The organism is Cupriavidus sp. 05N38 (assembly GCF_056397345.1).
Genome location: NZ_JBFTNF010000041.1, coordinates 43,466 through 60,881, shown reverse-complemented (window position 1 = coordinate 60,881; position 17,416 = coordinate 43,466). Strand labels below are relative to the sequence as shown.

The following is a 17,416-nucleotide window of genomic DNA, read 5'->3' as shown; positions in this document are numbered from 1 at the left end:
ACACCCGCGCACCGGTCCACCGCGCCCACCACGAAACCAAGAGGGTGCTATGTCGTGGTCGCTTAAGCCGGTAACGGCAGATGGCCGAACAAGCAGTGCGCCCGCCATCATAGGTCTGACCCCGAAACCACTGTCGCCCGCAAGATCGCGGCCGCCCGCCCCGGTAACGGCAGGATGCAAGCAGAACCAAGAACCCCACGACGAAACCAGCAACACGAGAAACCCCAAGGTTTCTGCCCCTGCCGGCCAGGCAGCCCGCTTTCTTTGCCTACTTTCTTTTCGGGGAAAAGAAAGTAGGTCGCTCCGGGGGAGCGAAAGCCTTTGAATTTGACTTTGAATTAGCCTTTGACTTTGAATTAGCCTTTTACTTTGAATGAGCCTTTGGCTTTGAATTAGCCTTTGACTTTGTCTTTGAATTTAAGCCTTTAAATCCAACGCGAAAAAACGAAATGACACTCACCAGAATACCCAAACCTAGGCACCAATCATCCCATCTTAAACACTATCCCCGCGCCCGCCCCGCCAACACCTGACTCAGCCCCAGCCCAGCCACGGCCGACAAGGCCGAAAACAAAAACACCGAGCTATAACCCGCATGGCTGGCAATCACCCCGGCCACCGGCCCTGTCACCCCCAGCGACAAATCCAGAAACAGCGCATAAGCACCCAGCGCCGAACCGCGGTTGCTGGCCGGCACCAGCTTGACCGCTTCCATGCCCAGCGAAGGAAACACCAGCGCAAAGCCGAATCCGGTAACGGCCGCGCCGGCCAGCGCCATGGCCGGGGAGTCCGCCATCCAGATCAGCGCCAGCCCGAGCGCTTCCACCGCGAACGAGCACAGCGCCACCCGGTAGCCGCCAAAGCGGCCGATGCTGTCGGCCAGCAACAGCCGCGCGACGATGAAGCTCACGCCAAGGCTGGTCAGCGCAAGCGCGGCATGGTCCCAGCCATGGCTGGCGTAGTACAGCGTGACGAAGGCCGTGATGGTGCCGAAGCCCACCGAGCCCAGCGCCAGGCACAGGCCGAACGGCGTCATGTGGCGGAACACGGTGCGGAAGGGCATGCGCGCGCCCTTGACGGTGGGCACCGCCGTCTTGCGGCGCGCCAGCGCGAACGCGGCCGCCGCCAGCGCGGTGGTGGCCAGGCCCAGCGTGGCGAAGCCCCAGTGTTTGTCGAGCAGCACGCCCAGCGGCGCGCCCAGCCCCAGCGCCCCGTAGGTGGTCATGCCGTTCCACGAGATCACCTTGCCGGTGAAGCGCGGACCCACGTCGCCGATGCCCCAGGCGATGGTGCCGGTGGTGACCAGGCTCTCGCCCGCGCCCAGCACCAGCCGCCCGGCGAACAGCCACGCCAGGCTAAGCCATGGCGTGCCTGCGAATGTGCTGGACAGCATGACCAGCAGGCCGCTGCCGGCGCACAGCGCGAGCCCGAGCGTGACGGATTTCTTCGGGCCTTGCAGGTCGCACAGGTTGCCGGCCCAGGCCCGGCTGAGCAGCGTGGCCAGGTACTGGATGCTGACCGCGAGGCCGGCGACCACCGTGCCGTAGCCCAGGTCGCCGTGCACGAAGCCGGGCACCACCGCCAGCGGCAGCCCGACGGTCAGATAGGCGATGAAGTTGAAGAAGACGATGGCGACGATGCGCCGGCTGATGCTGCCTTGACGGTGTTCCCCGGACGGGGCGGCGAGCGTCGGACTGTTTGCGGACATGCGATGCGGGGCGGAATGGCGATATGACGGAACAACGGGGTCGGCACAGGCGGGTCCATCGCGCGGCGGCGGCCGGGCAACGGGCTGTGGCGGGGAAGGCGGCTTGGGCTTGCCGGCGGCTACTCGCGTCGCGCGGTGGACGCGGCAAGGCGGGGGCGGCGCGGCTTCAGGACTGGCAAGGACATGGCAGGGCGGGCGGTTGGCCGGCGCTTGTCCCCAGATGCGGGCCGGTGAAAAGAATCCGCCCGGTCATGTGCGATCGCGCCGGGCTGGTATCGCGATTTTAAGCGTCTGTTTAGTTCGTGTAAATCGGCAACGGGATTTACCGTTGCATCCATGCTCGAACCCGAGCCGGTCCGGTGAAAAAGTTATCCATGAGCATCTTTTTCTTGCCTGGCGCGCATTGCGGCGGCCCGTGCACGTAGGTCGCGGGAGGCGGACAATGGCCGCTGGCTGTGCAAGGTGTCTTCTCCGTGGATGGCTGACCCAATGAAAGGACCGATCATGCAACTCGGAATCGTGGGGCTTGGGCGCATGGGCGCGAACATCGCAAGGCGGCTGCTGCGCGGGCAGCACGAGGTCGTGGTGTACAACCGCAGCGCGGACAAGGTGCAGGAACTGGTGAGCGAGGGCGCCCGCGGCGTTTCCAGCATCGAAGACCTGGTCGGCAAGCTCGAGGCGCCGCGCGCCGTCTGGGTCATGCTGCCGGCCGGCGAGCCCACCGAGCAGATGATCGCGTCGCTGGCCGGCTTGCTGGCGCCCGGCGATGTGATCATCGACGGCGGCAATACCTTCTACAAGGACGACATCCGGCGTGCCGGCGAACTCGCCGGGCGCCAGCTTCACTACATGGATGTGGGCACCTCCGGCGGCGTGTGGGGGCTGGAGCGGGGCTACTGCCTGATGATCGGCGGCCCGGCCGAGGTGGTGGAGCGGCTCGATCCGCTGTTCGATGCCCTGGCCCCCGGCTACGGCACCATTCCCCGCACGCCGGGGCGCGATCCGGCCAGGAGCCGTGCCGAGCGCGGTTATATCCATGCCGGCCCGGCCGGCGCCGGGCATTTCGTCAAGATGGTCCACAACGGCATCGAGTACGGCCTGATGCAGGCCTATGCCGAGGGCTTCGACATCCTCAAGACCCGGTCCTCCGGGAGCCTGCCCGAAGCCGAGCGCTTCCAGATCGACCTAGCCGACGTGGCCGAGGTCTGGCGGCGCGGCAGCGTGGTGTCCTCCTGGCTGCTCGACCTGACCGCGCAGGCGCTTGCCGGCGACGTGGCGCTGTCGCGCTTTCCCGGCGAGGTGGCCGACAGCGGCGAGGGCCGCTGGACCATCGACGCCGCGGTCGAGCAAGCCGTGCCGGTGCCCGTGCTGTCCAGCGCGCTGTTCGCGCGCTTCCGCTCGCGACAGGACCATACCTACGGCGAGAAGCTGCTCTCGGCCATGCGCTTCGGCTTCGGCGGCCACGTGGAATACGTCAGCGGCGGCGACGCGGAGAAGACGTGATGGCGGCCGCCGCGAAGGAGGCCGCCGGGAAGCCCCGCGCCGGCGCCCGGCGTGGCATGCAGAAGGTCCCCAAGCCGCCGCCGGCCACGCTGTTCCTGTTCGGCGCGCGCGGCGACCTGGTGCAACGCCTGCTGGTGCCTGCGCTCTACAACCTGCGCCGCGACGGCTTGCTGTGCGATGGCCTGGACCTGGTCGGCGTGGACCACAATCCCATGACCGATGCCGCCTTCCGCGCGCGGCTGGCGCAGGGCATCCGTGCCCGCGCCCGTCCCGGCGGCGAAGGGGGGCCACAAGACAAGGACAAGGGCGGCGCAGCGGCCAAGGTCTTTGACGCCGGGATGTGGAACCCGCAGGCCCGCCGCATCAGCTACCTGCAAGGCGATTTCCTCGACGACCGCACCTACGCCGCCATCGCCGCGCGCATCAAGGCCGCCGCCACGGGCAACGCGGTGTTCTACCTGGCCACCTCGCCACGCTTCTTCGGCGAAGTGGTGGACCGGCTCGCGGCCGCCGGCCTGCTCAAGGAGTCGGCCAGCGCCTTCCGGCGCGTGGTGATCGAAAAGCCGTTCGGCACCGATCTCAGGTCGGCGCAGGCGCTCAACGCGCGCGTGCTGCGCGCCATGCGCGAGGAGCAGGTCTACCGCATCGACCATTTCCTCGGCAAGGAGACCGTGCAGAACATCCTGGTCAGCCGCTTCGCCAACGGGCTGTTCGAAGCCTTCTGGAACAACCATTACGTGGACCACGTGCAGATCACCGCCGCGGAAACCGTGGGTGTGGAGCAGCGCGGGAATTTCTACGAGCACACCGGCGCGCTGCGCGACATGGTGCCCAACCACCTGTTCCAGCTGATGGGGCTGGTCGCCATGGAGCCGCCCGCGGCCTTCGGCGCCGATGCCGTGCGCGCCGAGAAGGCCAAGCTGATCGGCGCCATCCGCCCGCAGACGCGCCAGGAAGCGCTGGCCAGTTCCGTGCGAGGCCAGTACCGCGGCGGCACGGTGGCGGGGCACAAGGTGCCCGCTTACCGCAGCGAGCCCGATGTGTCGCGCGACAGCCGCACCGAGACCTATGTCGCGCTCAAGCTGATGGTGGACAACTGGCGCTGGGACGGCGTGCCGTTCTACCTGCGCACCGGCAAGCGCATGGCCGTGCGCGACACCGAGATCGCCATCTGCTTCAAACAGGCGCCATCCTCGCTGTTCCGCGATACCCGCGTGGACCGCCTCAAGCCCAACTTCCTCACCATCCAGATCCAGCCCGACGAGGGCATGTGGTTCGACTTCCAGGCCAAGCGCCCGGGCCCCGCGGTGGAGATCGACAACGTGCAGATGGGCTTTGCCTATTCCACCTTCTTCAATATGCGGCCGTCGACCGGCTACGAGACGCTGATCTACGATTGCCTGATCGGCGACCAGACCCTGTTCCAGCGCGCCGACAACATCGAAAACGGCTGGCGCGCCGTGCAGCCCTTCCTCGATGCCTGGCAAGACGCCGGGAAGGGCGCCACCGAGGTGCAAGGGTACCGGGCCGGCAGCGACGGCCCGCGCTGCGCGGATGCGCTGCTCGCGCGCGACGGCCGCAGCTGGCACAGGGCTGGCCCGATGGCTGCGCCAGCCTGATCCGGCACATCCCGCGTCGGGGTGCCAGTCCGTGCGCCTCGCGCCCCTAAATTTCTGGCCGCCGCCGCCGTTAGCCAAGACAGTGGCCCGTCATTGCAGCGTCGTCGCTCCGCACCGGCGCCAAAAGCGCCGCCGGAGCCGCGCTGCGGCGGGTCCAGGGACACGATCAACACCGCGCGGCACTTGCCCGCGCCTTGGCCGGACAAAGGAAGCGTATGAGCAGCGCGATGAGAGACATCGACGAACGGACCAACCTGACCAATAACAACCAGTTCGAGTTGTTGTTGTTCCGCCTGGGCGAATCCGACCAGTCCGCGCACAGCGAACTGTTCGGCATCAACGTCTTCAAGGTCCGCGAGATCCTGGTCATGCCCAAGGTCACCACCGTGGTCGGCGGCGGTCCCGCCATGCTCGGCATGGCCGACATCCGCGGCCAGGTCATTCCGGTCATCGACCTGCCCAAGCTGGTTGGCTGCAGCCCCAAGAGCGGCCTCAACATCCTGCTGGTGACCGAATACGCCCGCTCCACCCAGGGCTTCGCTGTCGAAGCCGTGGAAGAGATCGTGCGGCTCGAATGGAACCAGGTCGTCTCCGCCGAAACCAGCGTCAAGGGCGACCTGGTCACCAGCATCGCCAAGCTCGAAGCCGACAGCGACAACCCGCGCCTGGTGCAGGTGCTCGACGTCGAACAGATCCTGCGCGACGTGCTGCCGACCCGCCAGCCCGAAGTCGACCCCAAGACTGTCGGCCCGCAACTCAACCTGCGCCCCGGCACCAAGATCCTCGCCGCCGATGACTCCGCTTTTGCCCGCAGCCTGATCGAACAAGGCCTCAAGGCCATGGGCGTGCCCGTGCTGATGACCAAGACCGGCGAAGAAGCCTGGCAACAGCTCGGCGAGATCGCCGAGCACGCCAGCGCCAACGGCCGCACCGTGCAGGACGAAATCGCCCTGGTGCTGACCGACCTGGAAATGCCCGAGATGGACGGCTTCACGCTGACCCGCAAGATCAAGGGCGACGCCCGCTTCAAGTCGATCCCGGTGGTGATTCACTCCTCGCTGTCGGGTACCGCGAGCGAGGACCATGTGCGCAAGGTCGGGGCGGATGCGTATGTGTCTAAGTTCCTGGCCAAGGACCTCGCGGAAACCATCCGGAGCGTGTTGTCGCGTTGAGGTGAGGCGGCTGTATCCGCACTGCCGGGCTGGCCAGCAAGCGCGCCACTCCGGCTGGTGCGGCGCCGCCGCCTGATAGGCTCGGCCTTGCATCCGGCAAGGGCCGCTGCCAGATGCAGGGTGTGCAATATACCCGGCGGATTCATCGTCCGCCTTGACCGCCGGGACGCATGTGCGGGGCATGCCGCCCGATAGCAATAACGCCGGCCGAAGACCAGGCGCAGGCCGATCGACCTTATCGCGCGGCAATGGAAACTGGAGGGGCGAGATCCCTCGTGGCCGCAAGCGCACACCCGGCGGCGCGCATATCGAAGCGCAGGAGAAGGAGCGCGCGCATTTCGGTTTTGCGATGCCAGAGAAAGTGCACTACCACATCCGTTTCCTACTGCGCGCTTGCGGACCCATGCGACCATCGGCTACGTTAACTCCCTGGGCCGATGTGCCCGCTTCCGTGGGGGCCGATGATGAACAGGGTCATAGGACGCCTGGCCGTGCTCGTTGCCTTGGGCCTGTCTGCCTTCGAAGTGGCGCAGGCTTCCGACATCGACTGTAAGTCAGCGCCGGGCGGCGGATCGGTCCGCTGCGAAGATCAAAACGGCAAAGGGACGCGGTGTGCGCTGGCGAGCGGCGAGCGCCGGCGCAGCCAGCAGCTGCTCTGCGACAACGCGCAGCTCGCGACGCGCTATGAGCGCATGTACGCCGAGCAGCAGAAGCTGCTGCGGACCGGCGTCATCAACGATGCCGACGTCAACGCATGGCGCATCAAACGGGATGCCTGCGACTCCACGTCTTGTCTTGAAAGCCTTTACCACCAATGGTGGCGGTGGCGGGATAGCCCCCGCAGCAAGCCGGCGCAACCGTTGGCCCCGCCAAGCATAAGCGCTGCCGCGCCCGTGCCCGTGCCGCCAAAGCGGGAGCCGACACCGCCGGCGGTGGATCGGGAGACGCCCGCCCGGCCGCCTGTCATGCAGGAGAGCCTGCAGCCGGCCAAGCCGGCCGAGCCGGCCGTGCCCGTGCTGCCGGCAGCCGCTTCCTCCGAGACCTCGGCGGCGGCGGCAACGGAGAATGCCGCGCCGAAGCCTGCTTTGTCCGCCGTGGTTTCGCCGGCCTTGCTGACCGGCTTTGCCGCCTTCAGCATGGGCGCGGGTTTCCTGTGGAAACGCAGGCGGGATCGACGTGCCTCGCCAGAGCGCGAACAGCGTCCGGCCATCTCCGCGGCCATGGCGATCTTCTATGGCTTGCTGATCGTGAATGTCCTGCTGCTGCCGTTCACGCTGGGGCTGAGCTAGACGTCCCGGCGCCGACGTGGCGGCGTGGCGTCGTGAGCAGGCGGCGACAGATGCGCGAGCGCGAAGGCAAGGGTGCGTTCATGTCAGGACCGGCGATGCACTTGTCTTCGCAACGCCGGTTCGCGCGGCGCGCTGTCGTTCTTGGAGGCCGGAATGCGCAAGCTGTTTTTCACCACGGGATCGCCCTTCGCTCGTGCCGTGCGCATCGTGCTGGTGGAAAAGGGCCTGGATTTTGAACGGGTGGAGACCTTCACGACGCCCAGCGTGGAGGAGCGTGCGAAGATCACGCCAACCCTCCAGGTTCCCACCTTTGTCGACGGCGGACTCACGTTGTGGGACTCGGCCGTGATCATTGACTACCTCATGTCTCGCTATCCGGGTGCGGCCGCGCCGGCAGGCATGCCTCCCCTGGCGACCGACTACGTGCGCCCGGCGCAGGAATGGCACGACAAGCTCGTTCTCGCCACGCTGCAAACCTTCGGCGTGTCGACGACGACGGTGTCGCAATTGCAGTGGTCCGGCATCCGGCACGAAGAAAATGGCCACGCCGCCCGGTGCGCCATTCGCAACCAGCATCTTCTCGACTGGTTCGAGGCGCAGATAGCCGGCGCTGCCGACGGCTTTGTCCCTGGCGTGACCTCTGCGCAGGATATCCTCCTCACCTGTATTTGCCAGTTCATCGAGACCCGCCCGTTGCGGCTGTCCTGGCGCGCGCCAGATCGCCCAAAGCTCGCCTCGCTGGTTGCGCGAATGGAGAAGCGGCCATCCTTTGAGCAGGAAGCCGCGCTCTGGTGGGAGCCTGGTGTCACATACGCCACCGCCGCCGAGGTGGAGTGGGCGAGACACAAGACCATTCATGGCGGACCTGGCTTCAGCGAGTGGGCGTCACGGCGCGCCGACTGACAGATCGGTGCGCCAGGCGCTGGTGCCGTCAAGGATCATTCAAGCCGCGACTCAGGCAGCGACTCAGGCCGCGACTCAGGCCGCTACGCAAGCCCTGACGGCCGGAACCCGCAGCCCGACAGGCGACAACCGCCGCAGCCTGCCTTCCGGCTGGCTCCAGTGAAATTTGTGAACAGCTGTCGTAAATAATTCGAAAGCCATTTCCAACTTCTGGATGAGATCCCTTCACGTGCCGCATGCCTATGCTGATGCTGTCATGTCCGAAGAGAGCCGCCGCACAGGCTGATCTGGCAGCACACGCGCCGCCACCAACATCGCATTGCCCATGCCTGCCGTGCACTGAAGTCGGGTTCGTCGACGCTCCCGGGAACCTTCCAATCTGGAGACTTCCATGCCGGAAACCTTCGCGGGTACGATCGACGTCATCGTCGACATCAACCACGACAATCCCTTTGACGCGCTCACGGCATTCAATGCCGGCGTCAGGGCCGTCATTCACAAGGCTAGCGAGGGTGAAACCTTCCAGGATCCAAAGTACAGGAAGCGCCGCGACCAGGCCTTGGCGGCAGGGCTGCTGTGGGGCGCTTATCACTTCTCCAGCTCCCGCCCCGCAATCAAGCAGGCGGACAATTTCCTCGGTGCCGTGCAGTGGGGCGATCCGGCGGTAGACAACAGCAGGACGCTTTTCTGCCTCGACTTCGAGCCCAGTTCGAGCGGTCCTGACATGACGCTGGAGCAAGCCCATGCCTTCGTGACCAGGGTCAAGGAGAAGACGGGCCGCTGGCCGATGATCTATGGCGGCAATATGCTGCGGGATGCCGTGCAGGCGCATGGCGCCGACGCTATCCTCAAGAACTGCCCCCTCTGGTATGCGCGCTACAAGGACTTGCCGGTCGGGATTCCAATCGATACGTGGCCACGGTTCATCCTCTGGCAATATACCGACGGCAATGCGGGGCCACCTCCTCACGCGTTTCCCGGCATGGATGCCATCGATCGGGACTGCTATGCCGGCACGGCAGACGAATTGAAAGAAGAATGGCCTTTCCCGGACTATTTCAAGACCGCACCCGCGGCAACGGACCAGAACGCGTAGCCACCCACGCAGCGCAGCTTGTGGTCTTCTCCCTGAAGTGACAAGCCGCGTTCCGTGGATGCGGACGGGCGGGTCCCGGGTGACCGGTTCCGTGACGGCTCAGCCCTTGCGCTCTCCCTTCAGGCTTGTCAGATAGAGATACAGCGCGCGCACGTCGGTGTCGTTCAGCTGGCGCAGCGACGCGAAGGGCATGACCTGCAGGGCTGCGCCATCGGGCCGCTGGCCGCTCCTCAGCATGCGTTCGAAGGTGCCGGCGTCGGGATAGCGGGGCATGACCGAGCCGTCGCCGGGCGCGAGCCTGGGGGCGGCCGGCCACTCCGGCGGGGCACCGGGAATCTTGCCGCCAGCCAGCGTCGCGCGGTGGCAGCCTATGCACATATTGGCCACGTATGCGCCATGTTCGACCGTGACGCCATCGGGCACGGGCTGTCCGGGCGGGAGCGTGTGGTCGATCTTTGCCGCGGCGTCCTGCATCAGCCCGAAGCCATAGAGCACACGCACCGGCAGCGGCAGCTCAAGCACCGCGGCACCGCCCGGGGCAGGCGGCATGTGACGGACATAGGCGATCACTGCGGCGAGATCTTCGTCGGTCAGGCGATTGAAGTCCTCGCTCGGCATGACCATGAGCGGGCGGAGTTGCGGATTCACGCCGTGGCGGATGGCGAGAACCCAGTCGGCGGCTATGTAGTGCGACACCACGTTGCCGGGGCCGGGGCTGATATTCGGGCCGGCTATGCGCAGGCCCCTGCCGTCGTTTACGAACATGCGCCCGTTGCCTTGCGCGCCGTGGCAGTCGGCGCAGCCGCGCGAAGCGTAGAGGTAGCGGCCGCGCTCGATGGCTGCCGCGTCATCGCGGTAAGCCAGCGGCTGGACCACAATATCATCGATGCTGCGCTGCATCTTGCGGGCGGCGAGCCAGTCGCCGGCGAACACGATGACACCGGCGAGCATCGCCAATGCGACCACAGCAATACCGCCGCGTCGAAGCCAGGTACGGGTGCGGCTCACGGTGTCTTGGCTCCTGGGAGGGGTTGCTCATTCGTCACATGGCCCGGGCGCGTAGCCGGCTCCTGCGCGGTGCCGGCGCGGACGCACCTGGCTGCAATGGGTCACATGCAGCCCGAGCCYGTACTTTATCGACGGCTTCGGCGCTTCGCTCAGTGTGCTGGCGCACATAGCTTGCAGGGCTGGTGCCTTCTTGTTCGGGTAGTACAGCGACACCGAGCCGGCGTGCCGCAGCGGAGAAACTGCCGGTTTCGGCGCTATGGATGAATGACTCGAGGAGGTTGAGCGCTTCCATGCCGTCAGCTCATACCAACGGTTGAAGGTGATGATCCCGATTGCCGTCTACCGAGGTGGTGGCCAAAGTGACCATACTTGCTGCACACCCACTTTCGAATCGGAACAGAAATCATGACGTCTTCCCTCTCCGGCAAGGTTGCCTTCGTCACCGGCGGTGCGCGCGGCATCGGCGCGGCAGTCGTGCGCCGCCTGGCGCGCGATGGCGCCACCGTGGCCTTCACCTATCAAAGCTCGGCGGCCGCCGCGAGTGAACTGGTTGCGAGCATCGAAGCCGCGGGCGGCCGCGCGCTCGCGATCAGAGCCGACGTTGCCGACCCGGCATCGCTGAGCGGCGCCATCAACGACGCAGCGCATCGCCTGGGCAAGATCGATATCCTAGTGAACAACGCCGGCGTGCTGCTGATGGGCACGCTCGACAGCTTCTCGCTGGACGACTTCGACAAGACGCTGAATGTGAACGTCCGCGCCGTCTTCGTCGCCGCCAAGGCCGTGCTGCCGCATATGGGCGACGGCGGGCGCATCATCAATATCGGCAGCTGCAACGCCGAGCGCATGCCGTTTGCCGGCGGCAGCGCCTACGCGATGAGCAAGTCGGCATTGCGGGGACTGGTGCAGGGCCTGGCGCGCGACCTGGGCCCGAAAGGCATCACGGTCAACAATGTGCAGCCGGGCCCGACCAACACCGACATGAATCCCGAGTCCGGCGATTTCGCCGCCGCGCTGCACGGGTTGATGGCGCTGCAACGCCACGCCAGCGCCGACGAAATCGCGGGCATGGTGGCTTACGTGGCAAGCCCTGAAGCCGGCTTCGTGACCGGCGCGAGCCTGACCATCGACGGCGGCTTCAACGCCTGAGCGTCTTCACCTGAGCGCATCCCTTGCACGAGCCGCGCATGGCGCGCGGTTCGGTCCTACGCGAGACAAACATGAGCGACGTCACCGCATTCATCGTCCATCTGCCGGGCAAGCCAGAGCACCGCGAAGAAATCGAGGAAAAGCTGCTGCACGTGCTCGAAGAGATGTCGAAGGAGCCGGACTTCATCAATACCTATCTCCACCGCTCGGTGGAGGATCCGGATACGCTGGTCCTGTACGAGACATGGGCTTGCAGCGAGCACTATTTCAAGTCGCATCACCTGAGCCGGCCTTATCGCCAGGCCTATGAGGCGGCGCTGCCGCGCTTGCTGAAGGCCGCGCGCACGCTTGAGTTCCTGACGCCGGTGCGCAGCTATGTCAGCGATGCCAGGTGAGCTTGTTCAGCCGAGATTGTTCAGCTGAGCAGGTACCTGTTCTGGCGCCCGCCAGCGTACTGGGTCCTGGCCAGCTCCAGGATCTGCTCGCGGTGCCGGTCGAAGGCCGCGAGCACTTCGCGCTCGGCCTGGCCCATCGCGGGATCCAGGCTGGCGAGCATGGCATCGCCCACCAGGAATGTGATCTCGCGTGCGTTGTCGTAGCCCCAGAACCACACACAATGCTTGGCGGCATCGTAGCTGCGGCTCGGGTTGGGAAAACTGAGTGCCATATTGCACCTCGGCTGACCAGGCACGTGCGTGCCCGGAGGTTTGTCGCCCAAGGGGCCAGGGAGAACGAGATGCCCGCAGGGGCAAGGCCATGACGGTGTGGCGAATGCGGTTCCGTCCCTGGGCCGTCTGCACGCGCGCAAGCACCCTTGGTGCCGGCGCGTGATGAAGTTATTGCTTGAAGCTGCCGTCGCCAAGATCCGCTATCTGTCTGCTTTGCGGATCAAACTGACCGGGCTGCGCGGTCCGGCGGGCTTCATCGGGTTGCTCAGGCCGGCGTTTTCCCGCTGTGTGCGGGGGGCGCGCCGGGGCTGGCGGTACTGAGACATACTTCATGGATACCTTTTCGATAATCGAGCTTGTGGTTATGTCACGCTTGCATCATAGGCTCTTGTGCTGGCCCACCCCAAACTGTGTTACTCGACGGTGTGTGCAGGCGACGACATCAACGGCGCGCACCGGTGCCGCCTGCACTCGCGCATCACCCCGCCGGCGACTAGTGCCGGCGCGCTGAGGCGTCGTCGTGGGCGGGCGGATCGAGCCAATAGCCGGGGTGCCCGTAGTACTGGTGAATGCCCGCTTCCTGTCGGCGGTCCAGGCGGACTTCGTCGTCATAGCGCGGCGCGCCCTTCAGGGTCTCGCGGGTGAGGTCGAGCGACACCATCGCGTCCGGCCAGTTCACGCCCTGGATGGCCTTCACGGGAATGATGACCCGGTCGCCCAGCAGCCAGTTACTGATGCTGGCGATGATGTAGCGCATTGCCCAGGTGTGTACGTCGACGAGCAGGCTGTCCATGTGGCCGATATCGCCGTCCCGGGCGTGAACCCCGTAGTGCGACATCGCCTGCGCGCTGCGCAGGGAGGCGTCGGCGGCTTCCCCCTGCTTGTGCTCCAGCACCTGCGATCTTGCGAGCGTCAGGTGGATGACGTCATCCATCCAGTCCGAGCGTGCGATGGCCTTGGACGCGACCATGACCGGCTGGCTGGAGCGCTTGCTGCCGGCTTCCACGCGCAGATAGCGGACCACCCATGCCTGTTCGTCGAAGAGGAGGTCTTTCACCGCGCCGATATCGGCGTCTGTCGCGCGAACGGGGTAGCTTTCCAGTTCCTCGATGCTGCGTAGCATGTCTCGTCCTCCTGCGGGCTCGGCGTGTTCGCAAGCGCGCCCTGCGCATGCAAGTGTCGGGAGCACGGTGCCCGGTGGGCATTTCGCCCACCTGTTGGCGAATGCTGCCGGGTTCCGGCCGGGTTGTCGGTACGATGGCGGACAGGCACGCGCCCGCCGCTGGCACTCATCTCTTCCATGGCGCGCCGGCAGCGCGGGAATACATCCCGGCGCGCCGGCCACCGTTGCTCAGACGGCTGGCAAGTCCGGCAGCAGGCGATCGAATTCCCTCCTCACCACGGCGTAGCATTCGCACGCATGTCTTTCGAGCGCCGGCCGGTCGATTACCGCGATATGTCCATGGCTGTAGCGGATCAGGCCGGCGTTCTGCAGCTTGAGCGCCGCCTCGGTGACGCCGGAGCGCCTGACACCGAGCATGTTGGAGATCAGTTCCTGCGTCATCGTCAGCTCGTTGGTCGGCAGGCGGTCAATGCTGAGCAGCAGCCAGCGGCAGAGTTGCTGCTCGATCGAGTGATGCCGGTTGCAGACCGCGGTCTGGGCCATCTGCGTGATCAGTGCCTGCGTGTAGCGCAACAGCAGGCGTTGTACGGGGCCGCCACGCGCGAATTCCTGCTTCAGCAGCTTTGCATTCAACTTGTACCCGATACCCGCGCTTTGCACGATGGCCCGGCTCGGCGTGGTTTCGCCGCCCATGAACAGCGCGATCCCGACGATACCCTCATTGCCGACGATGGCGATCTCGGCAGATGCGCCATCTTCCATCACATAGAGCAACGATACGATCGCCGTGGTGGGAAAGTACACATTCCCGAGCTGGTCGCCCGACTCGTAGACGACATAGCCCAGGGGCAGTTCGGTCAGCACGAGGTGCGGTGCGATGCGCAACCAGTCTGCTTCGGGAAGCACCGCAAGCAGGCGGTTGGCCTTCGGGTCGTGCTGGGCACTCATGTCAGGCCTCCAAAGCCGGCTGGACGGGGCCTGCCGGTGTGCTTGCGGCAGGCCTCCGGATCGTCTGGCGGGCACGTCGGACACATGCCCCCTCTAGGAATATAGACGGGACATATGTCAGCGCATTGGCAATGATGGCGCGTTCGCGCCGAAGGTGGGGTAGCTGACCTGCGCCGGCGCGGGGCGCCGCCGCGAACACTTTGCCGATCGGGGGCCGGACAAAGCGCGCCCGCCAGGCGGAAAAATCGCTGGCAATCGCTGGCATCAGATGGCAAGCCCCCGGCGCGGTGGCCGGGGGCTCAGGCGCCCGGAAGGGCGGTACTGCGTGCAGGCACCTTTGCGCGGCCCGCTGCGCTCGCGGCGCCCCGGCGGGGCGGCCACGCTAGGCCCAGCGCAAGCCCGGCAAGACCTCATTGCGCTCCTCGATGCTCTCGCCGCCCAGTTCACCGACCATCCGCTTGACGGTGTCCTTGGTCGCCCTGGCGCAACTGGTGACCAGCAGCATCTCGCCTGGCGCCAGGCTGGCGCGTTGCCGGGCGATCCCGCCACGGCGGATCAGCCCGCCCAGCCATCGTCCCAGCCACCAGCCGGCCAGGGCGCCCATGGCGCCTGCCGCCACGCAGGCCAGCACGGTGGCCAGCGTGCCGGCGGAAGTCCCCAGGCGCAAGGTCCCGTAGATCGCCAGCGCGGCGCCGGCCAGGATGCCCGCAATCTCCCATTCGCCGCGGTATGTGGTCTGGGTGGCGTCGGCTTTCTGCAGTCCTTCGAGCGCCTGGTCGTCACGCTGGATGAACCATGGGCCTTTGATGAGCGAGGGGGAAAGGGGCAATTCGCAAAGGCCCGCTTGAATCTTCCTTGCGGCCACGGCGTCGCGAAGCCGGAAGTACAGTACGGTGCGCATGATTCTTTACCTCGCAGGCAAGCTGGTTTGCACCGGATCGAAGGCGAGCCGGCAGCGGGCGCGATCATGCCGGCATCTCATGGCCCGCCGGCGCGATTGAGAAGCCCGGCCGGGAAACCGCGCGGATCCGCGAACGGTCCTGGCGATGCTTCACAAAACGACACTGACACCGATCCGGTGCGCAGTCGGTACGATGGCGAACACGGAACCCGGCATCCGGGCGCCGGCCGGCCTGCATGTTTCAGGCCGCCATCCCGAGGAACTGCTGCAGCTCCGGCGTGGCCGGCCTGGCGAAGAGTTCCTCGGGCGGACCCGCCTCATGCACGCGGCCCTGGTGCATGAACACGACCCGGTTGCAGACTTCGCGCGCGAAGCGCATCTCGTGCGTCACCATCACCAGCGTCATGCCTTCGCGCGCCAGTTGCCGCACCACGTTCAGCACTTCCACCACCAGCTCGGGATCCAGCGCCGAGGTGATTTCGTCGCACAGCAGCGCGCGCGGCTGCATCGCCAGCGCGCGCGCGATGGCCACGCGCTGTTGCTGTCCGCCGGAGAGCTGGTCGGGGTAGCTGTCGAATTTCTCCGCCAGCGCCACCTTGGCCAGGCATTCGCGCGCGCGGGCGAGGGCTTCTGACTCGCTGGCGCCGCCGGCCACGGTGGGGGCCAGCATGACGTTGCGCCCGGCGCTCAGATGCGGGAACAGGTTGAACTGCTGGAAGATCATGCCGACCTTGCGGCGCAGCACGCGCAGCTCGAGCTCGCTCGTGCCGAGCTTGGCGCCGGCCACGGAGATATTGCCTTCGTCGATGCTTTCCAGGCCGTTGATGCAGCGTAGCAGCGTGCTTTTGCCCGAGCCGCTCTTGCCGATGATGGCGATGACCTCGCCCGGATCGATCTTGAGATCGATGCCCTTGAGCACTTCGTTGGCGCCGAAGCGCTTTTTCACGTTTTCAATGGCGATGAGCGACATTGAGCTTCCTTTCCAGGTGACGGCTGTAGCGGGACAGGGGCCAGCACAGCGCGAAATAGATCAGTGCGACCAGCGCGTAGACGGTGAAGGGGCTGAAGGTGGCGTTGGTGATCACGGTGCCGGCCTTGGACAGCTCGACAAAGCCGATGATGGAGGCCAGCGCGGTGCCCTTGACGATCTGCACGACGAAGCCGACGGTGGGCGCAATGGCGATGCGCAGCGCCTGCGGCAGGATCACGTAGCGCATCTGCTGCAGATGTCCCAGCGAGAGGCAGCCGGCGGCTTCCCACTGGCCCTTGGGGATGGCTTCGACGCAGCCGCGCCAGATCTCGGCCAGGTAGGCGCCGGACCACAGCGAGAGCGCCAGGCCGGCAGCGAGCCAGGCGGGAATCTCCACGCCGAACAGCGCCAGCCCGAAGAAGGCGAGGAAGAGCTGCATCAGCAGCGGCGTGCCCTGGAAGACCTCGATGAAGCCCCAGGCGGCGCGGCGCAACGGCGCGCGCCGGCTGATGCGCATGAGCAGCACCAGCAGGCCGGTCACGGCGCCGCCGGCAAAGGCCGCCAGCGACAGCACCACGGTCCAGCGCGCCGCCAGCAGCAGGTTGCGCAGGATGTCCCACGTTGAAAAATCGGTCATCGGGCTCTCCGGAACAGCGCGCCGCCGATGCCGCGCAGCACCTGGCGCAGGCCGATGGCCAGCAGCAGGTAGATGCCGGTGGTCAGCAGGTAGACCTCGAAGGCGCGGAAGTTGCGGCCCTGGACGAAGTTGGCGGCGAAGGTGAGGTCCTCGGCGGCGATCTGGGAGCAGACCGCGGAGCCGAGCATCACGATCACCACCTGGCTCGACAGCGCGGGCCAGATCTTGCGCAAGGCGGGTAGCAGCACCACGTGGCGGAACACCTGGAAGGGGGCCATGGCAAGGCTGGCGCCGGCTTCGAACTGCCCGCGCGGCACGGCGGCAATGCCTGCGCGCACGATCTCCGCGCTGTATGCGCCGAGGTTGATCACCATGGCCAGGATGGCCGAGGTCATTTCTCCCAGGTGGATGCCGGCGCTGGGCAGGCCGAAGAAGATAAAGAAGAGCTGGATCAGGAACGGCGTGTTGCGGATCAGTTCCACATAGCCGCCGGCGATCGCCGCCAGCCAGGCCGGTCCCTGGGTGCGCGCCCACGCGCAGCCGATGCCCAGGGCTACCCCGAGCAGGCCGCCCACGGCGGTGAGTTCGGCCGTGACGGCGACGCCGTGCGCGAACACGCCGGCGTAGTCGAAGGCCGAGAGAAAGTCGAATTGATAGGACATGCGATGCCGTAGTTGGGCGCGCCGCCAGGAGGCGCGCGTGAGCGCGGGCCTTGCTTGGCT

The 17,416-nt window shown here is 66.3% G+C and carries 18 protein-coding genes and 1 pseudogene; 9 read left to right on the top strand and 10 right to left on the bottom strand.

Annotation, left to right across the window (positions count from 1 at the left end):
* Positions 1-502: 502 nt before the first annotated feature.
* Positions 503-1,708 (bottom strand): MFS transporter, encoded by a 1,206-nt coding sequence (locus AC1DK4_RS26470; RefSeq protein WP_441616710.1) that lies wholly within the window; start codon positions 1,706-1,708, stop codon positions 503-505.
* 393 nt (positions 1,709-2,101) lie between these two features.
* Here AC1DK4_RS26470 and gnd point away from each other — a divergent pair, with 393 nt between their 5' ends.
* The 6 genes from gnd (at position 2,102) to AC1DK4_RS26440 (ending at position 9,290) form a co-directional block, all read left to right on the top strand.
* Positions 2,102-3,211, top strand: coding sequence for a phosphogluconate dehydrogenase (NAD(+)-dependent, decarboxylating) (gnd, locus tag AC1DK4_RS26465; RefSeq protein ID WP_441650019.1), 1,110 nt, complete (start codon positions 2,102-2,104; stop codon positions 3,209-3,211).
* A gap of 56 nt (positions 3,212-3,267) precedes the next feature.
* A complete protein-coding gene (zwf, locus tag AC1DK4_RS26460; protein WP_441643336.1) occupies positions 3,268-4,830 on the top strand; it encodes a glucose-6-phosphate dehydrogenase in 1,563 nt (520 codons plus the stop codon).
* Between the two features lie 215 nt (positions 4,831-5,045).
* The gene (locus AC1DK4_RS26455; RefSeq protein ID WP_441616714.1) at positions 5,046-6,002 is read left to right on the top strand and encodes a chemotaxis protein; all 957 of its coding nucleotides are present in this window, start codon (positions 5,046-5,048) and stop codon (positions 6,000-6,002) included.
* 461 nt (positions 6,003-6,463) lie between these two features.
* Positions 6,464-7,291 (top strand): GntR family transcriptional regulator, encoded by an 828-nt coding sequence (locus tag AC1DK4_RS26450; RefSeq protein WP_441616716.1) that lies wholly within the window; start codon positions 6,464-6,466, stop codon positions 7,289-7,291.
* A 153-nt stretch (positions 7,292-7,444) separates the two neighbouring features.
* Positions 7,445-8,194: a glutathione S-transferase family protein gene (locus tag AC1DK4_RS26445; RefSeq protein ID WP_441616718.1), complete on the top strand. Its 750-nt coding sequence runs from the start codon at positions 7,445-7,447 to the stop codon at positions 8,192-8,194.
* Between the two features lie 391 nt (positions 8,195-8,585).
* Positions 8,586-9,290, top strand: coding sequence for a glycoside hydrolase family 25 protein (locus AC1DK4_RS26440; RefSeq protein ID WP_441616720.1), 705 nt, complete (start codon positions 8,586-8,588; stop codon positions 9,288-9,290).
* A gap of 99 nt (positions 9,291-9,389) precedes the next feature.
* Here the strand turns inward: AC1DK4_RS26440 and AC1DK4_RS26435 are convergent, their stop codons facing one another.
* A complete protein-coding gene (locus AC1DK4_RS26435) occupies positions 9,390-10,298 on the bottom strand; it encodes a c-type cytochrome (protein ID WP_441616722.1) in 909 nt (302 codons plus the stop codon).
* A 208-nt stretch (positions 10,299-10,506) separates the two neighbouring features.
* Positions 10,507-10,590: pseudogene (locus tag AC1DK4_RS26430) on the bottom strand (helix-turn-helix domain-containing protein); the annotation flags it as partial.
* 113 nt (positions 10,591-10,703) lie between these two features.
* On the opposite strand from AC1DK4_RS26430, the gene AC1DK4_RS26425 reads away from it, so the two are divergent.
* Positions 10,704-11,447, top strand: a complete 744-nt coding sequence (locus tag AC1DK4_RS26425; RefSeq protein WP_441616724.1) for an SDR family oxidoreductase — start codon at positions 10,704-10,706, stop codon at positions 11,445-11,447.
* 71 nt (positions 11,448-11,518) lie between these two features.
* Entirely contained in the window at positions 11,519-11,842 is a 324-nt protein-coding gene (locus AC1DK4_RS26420; RefSeq protein ID WP_441616726.1) for a putative quinol monooxygenase, read from the top strand.
* Positions 11,843-11,862: 20 nt separating this feature from the next.
* Here the strand turns inward: AC1DK4_RS26420 and AC1DK4_RS26415 are convergent, their stop codons facing one another.
* The gene (locus tag AC1DK4_RS26415; RefSeq protein WP_441616728.1) at positions 11,863-12,114 is read right to left on the bottom strand and encodes a DUF1488 family protein; all 252 of its coding nucleotides are present in this window, start codon (positions 12,112-12,114) and stop codon (positions 11,863-11,865) included.
* A gap of 160 nt (positions 12,115-12,274) precedes the next feature.
* Here AC1DK4_RS26415 and AC1DK4_RS26410 point away from each other — a divergent pair, with 160 nt between their 5' ends.
* The gene (locus tag AC1DK4_RS26410) at positions 12,275-12,436 is read left to right on the top strand and encodes a hypothetical protein (RefSeq protein ID WP_441616730.1); all 162 of its coding nucleotides are present in this window, start codon (positions 12,275-12,277) and stop codon (positions 12,434-12,436) included.
* A gap of 172 nt (positions 12,437-12,608) precedes the next feature.
* Here the strand turns inward: AC1DK4_RS26410 and AC1DK4_RS26405 are convergent, their stop codons facing one another.
* The 6 genes from AC1DK4_RS26405 to AC1DK4_RS26380 form a co-directional block, all read right to left on the bottom strand.
* Positions 12,609-13,238, bottom strand: a complete 630-nt coding sequence (locus AC1DK4_RS26405) for a hypothetical protein (RefSeq protein ID WP_441616732.1) — start codon at positions 13,236-13,238, stop codon at positions 12,609-12,611.
* A gap of 228 nt (positions 13,239-13,466) precedes the next feature.
* Positions 13,467-14,186, bottom strand: a complete 720-nt coding sequence (locus tag AC1DK4_RS26400) for a Crp/Fnr family transcriptional regulator (protein ID WP_441616734.1) — start codon at positions 14,184-14,186, stop codon at positions 13,467-13,469.
* A 382-nt stretch (positions 14,187-14,568) separates the two neighbouring features.
* A complete protein-coding gene (locus AC1DK4_RS26395; RefSeq protein ID WP_441616736.1) occupies positions 14,569-15,087 on the bottom strand; it encodes a hypothetical protein in 519 nt (172 codons plus the stop codon).
* A 241-nt stretch (positions 15,088-15,328) separates the two neighbouring features.
* Complete coding sequence (locus AC1DK4_RS26390) at positions 15,329-16,057, bottom strand: amino acid ABC transporter ATP-binding protein (protein ID WP_441616738.1); 729 nt, start codon at positions 16,055-16,057, stop codon at positions 15,329-15,331.
* The gene (locus AC1DK4_RS26385; RefSeq protein ID WP_441616740.1) at positions 16,038-16,694 is read right to left on the bottom strand and encodes an amino acid ABC transporter permease; all 657 of its coding nucleotides are present in this window, start codon (positions 16,692-16,694) and stop codon (positions 16,038-16,040) included. Before AC1DK4_RS26385 ends, AC1DK4_RS26390 begins: the two co-directional genes overlap by 20 nt.
* On the bottom strand, positions 16,691-17,356 hold the full coding sequence (locus AC1DK4_RS26380; protein WP_441616742.1) for an amino acid ABC transporter permease: 666 nt from the start codon (positions 17,354-17,356) through the stop codon (positions 16,691-16,693). Before AC1DK4_RS26380 ends, AC1DK4_RS26385 begins: the two co-directional genes overlap by 4 nt.
* Between the last annotated feature and the right edge of the window lie 60 nt (positions 17,357-17,416).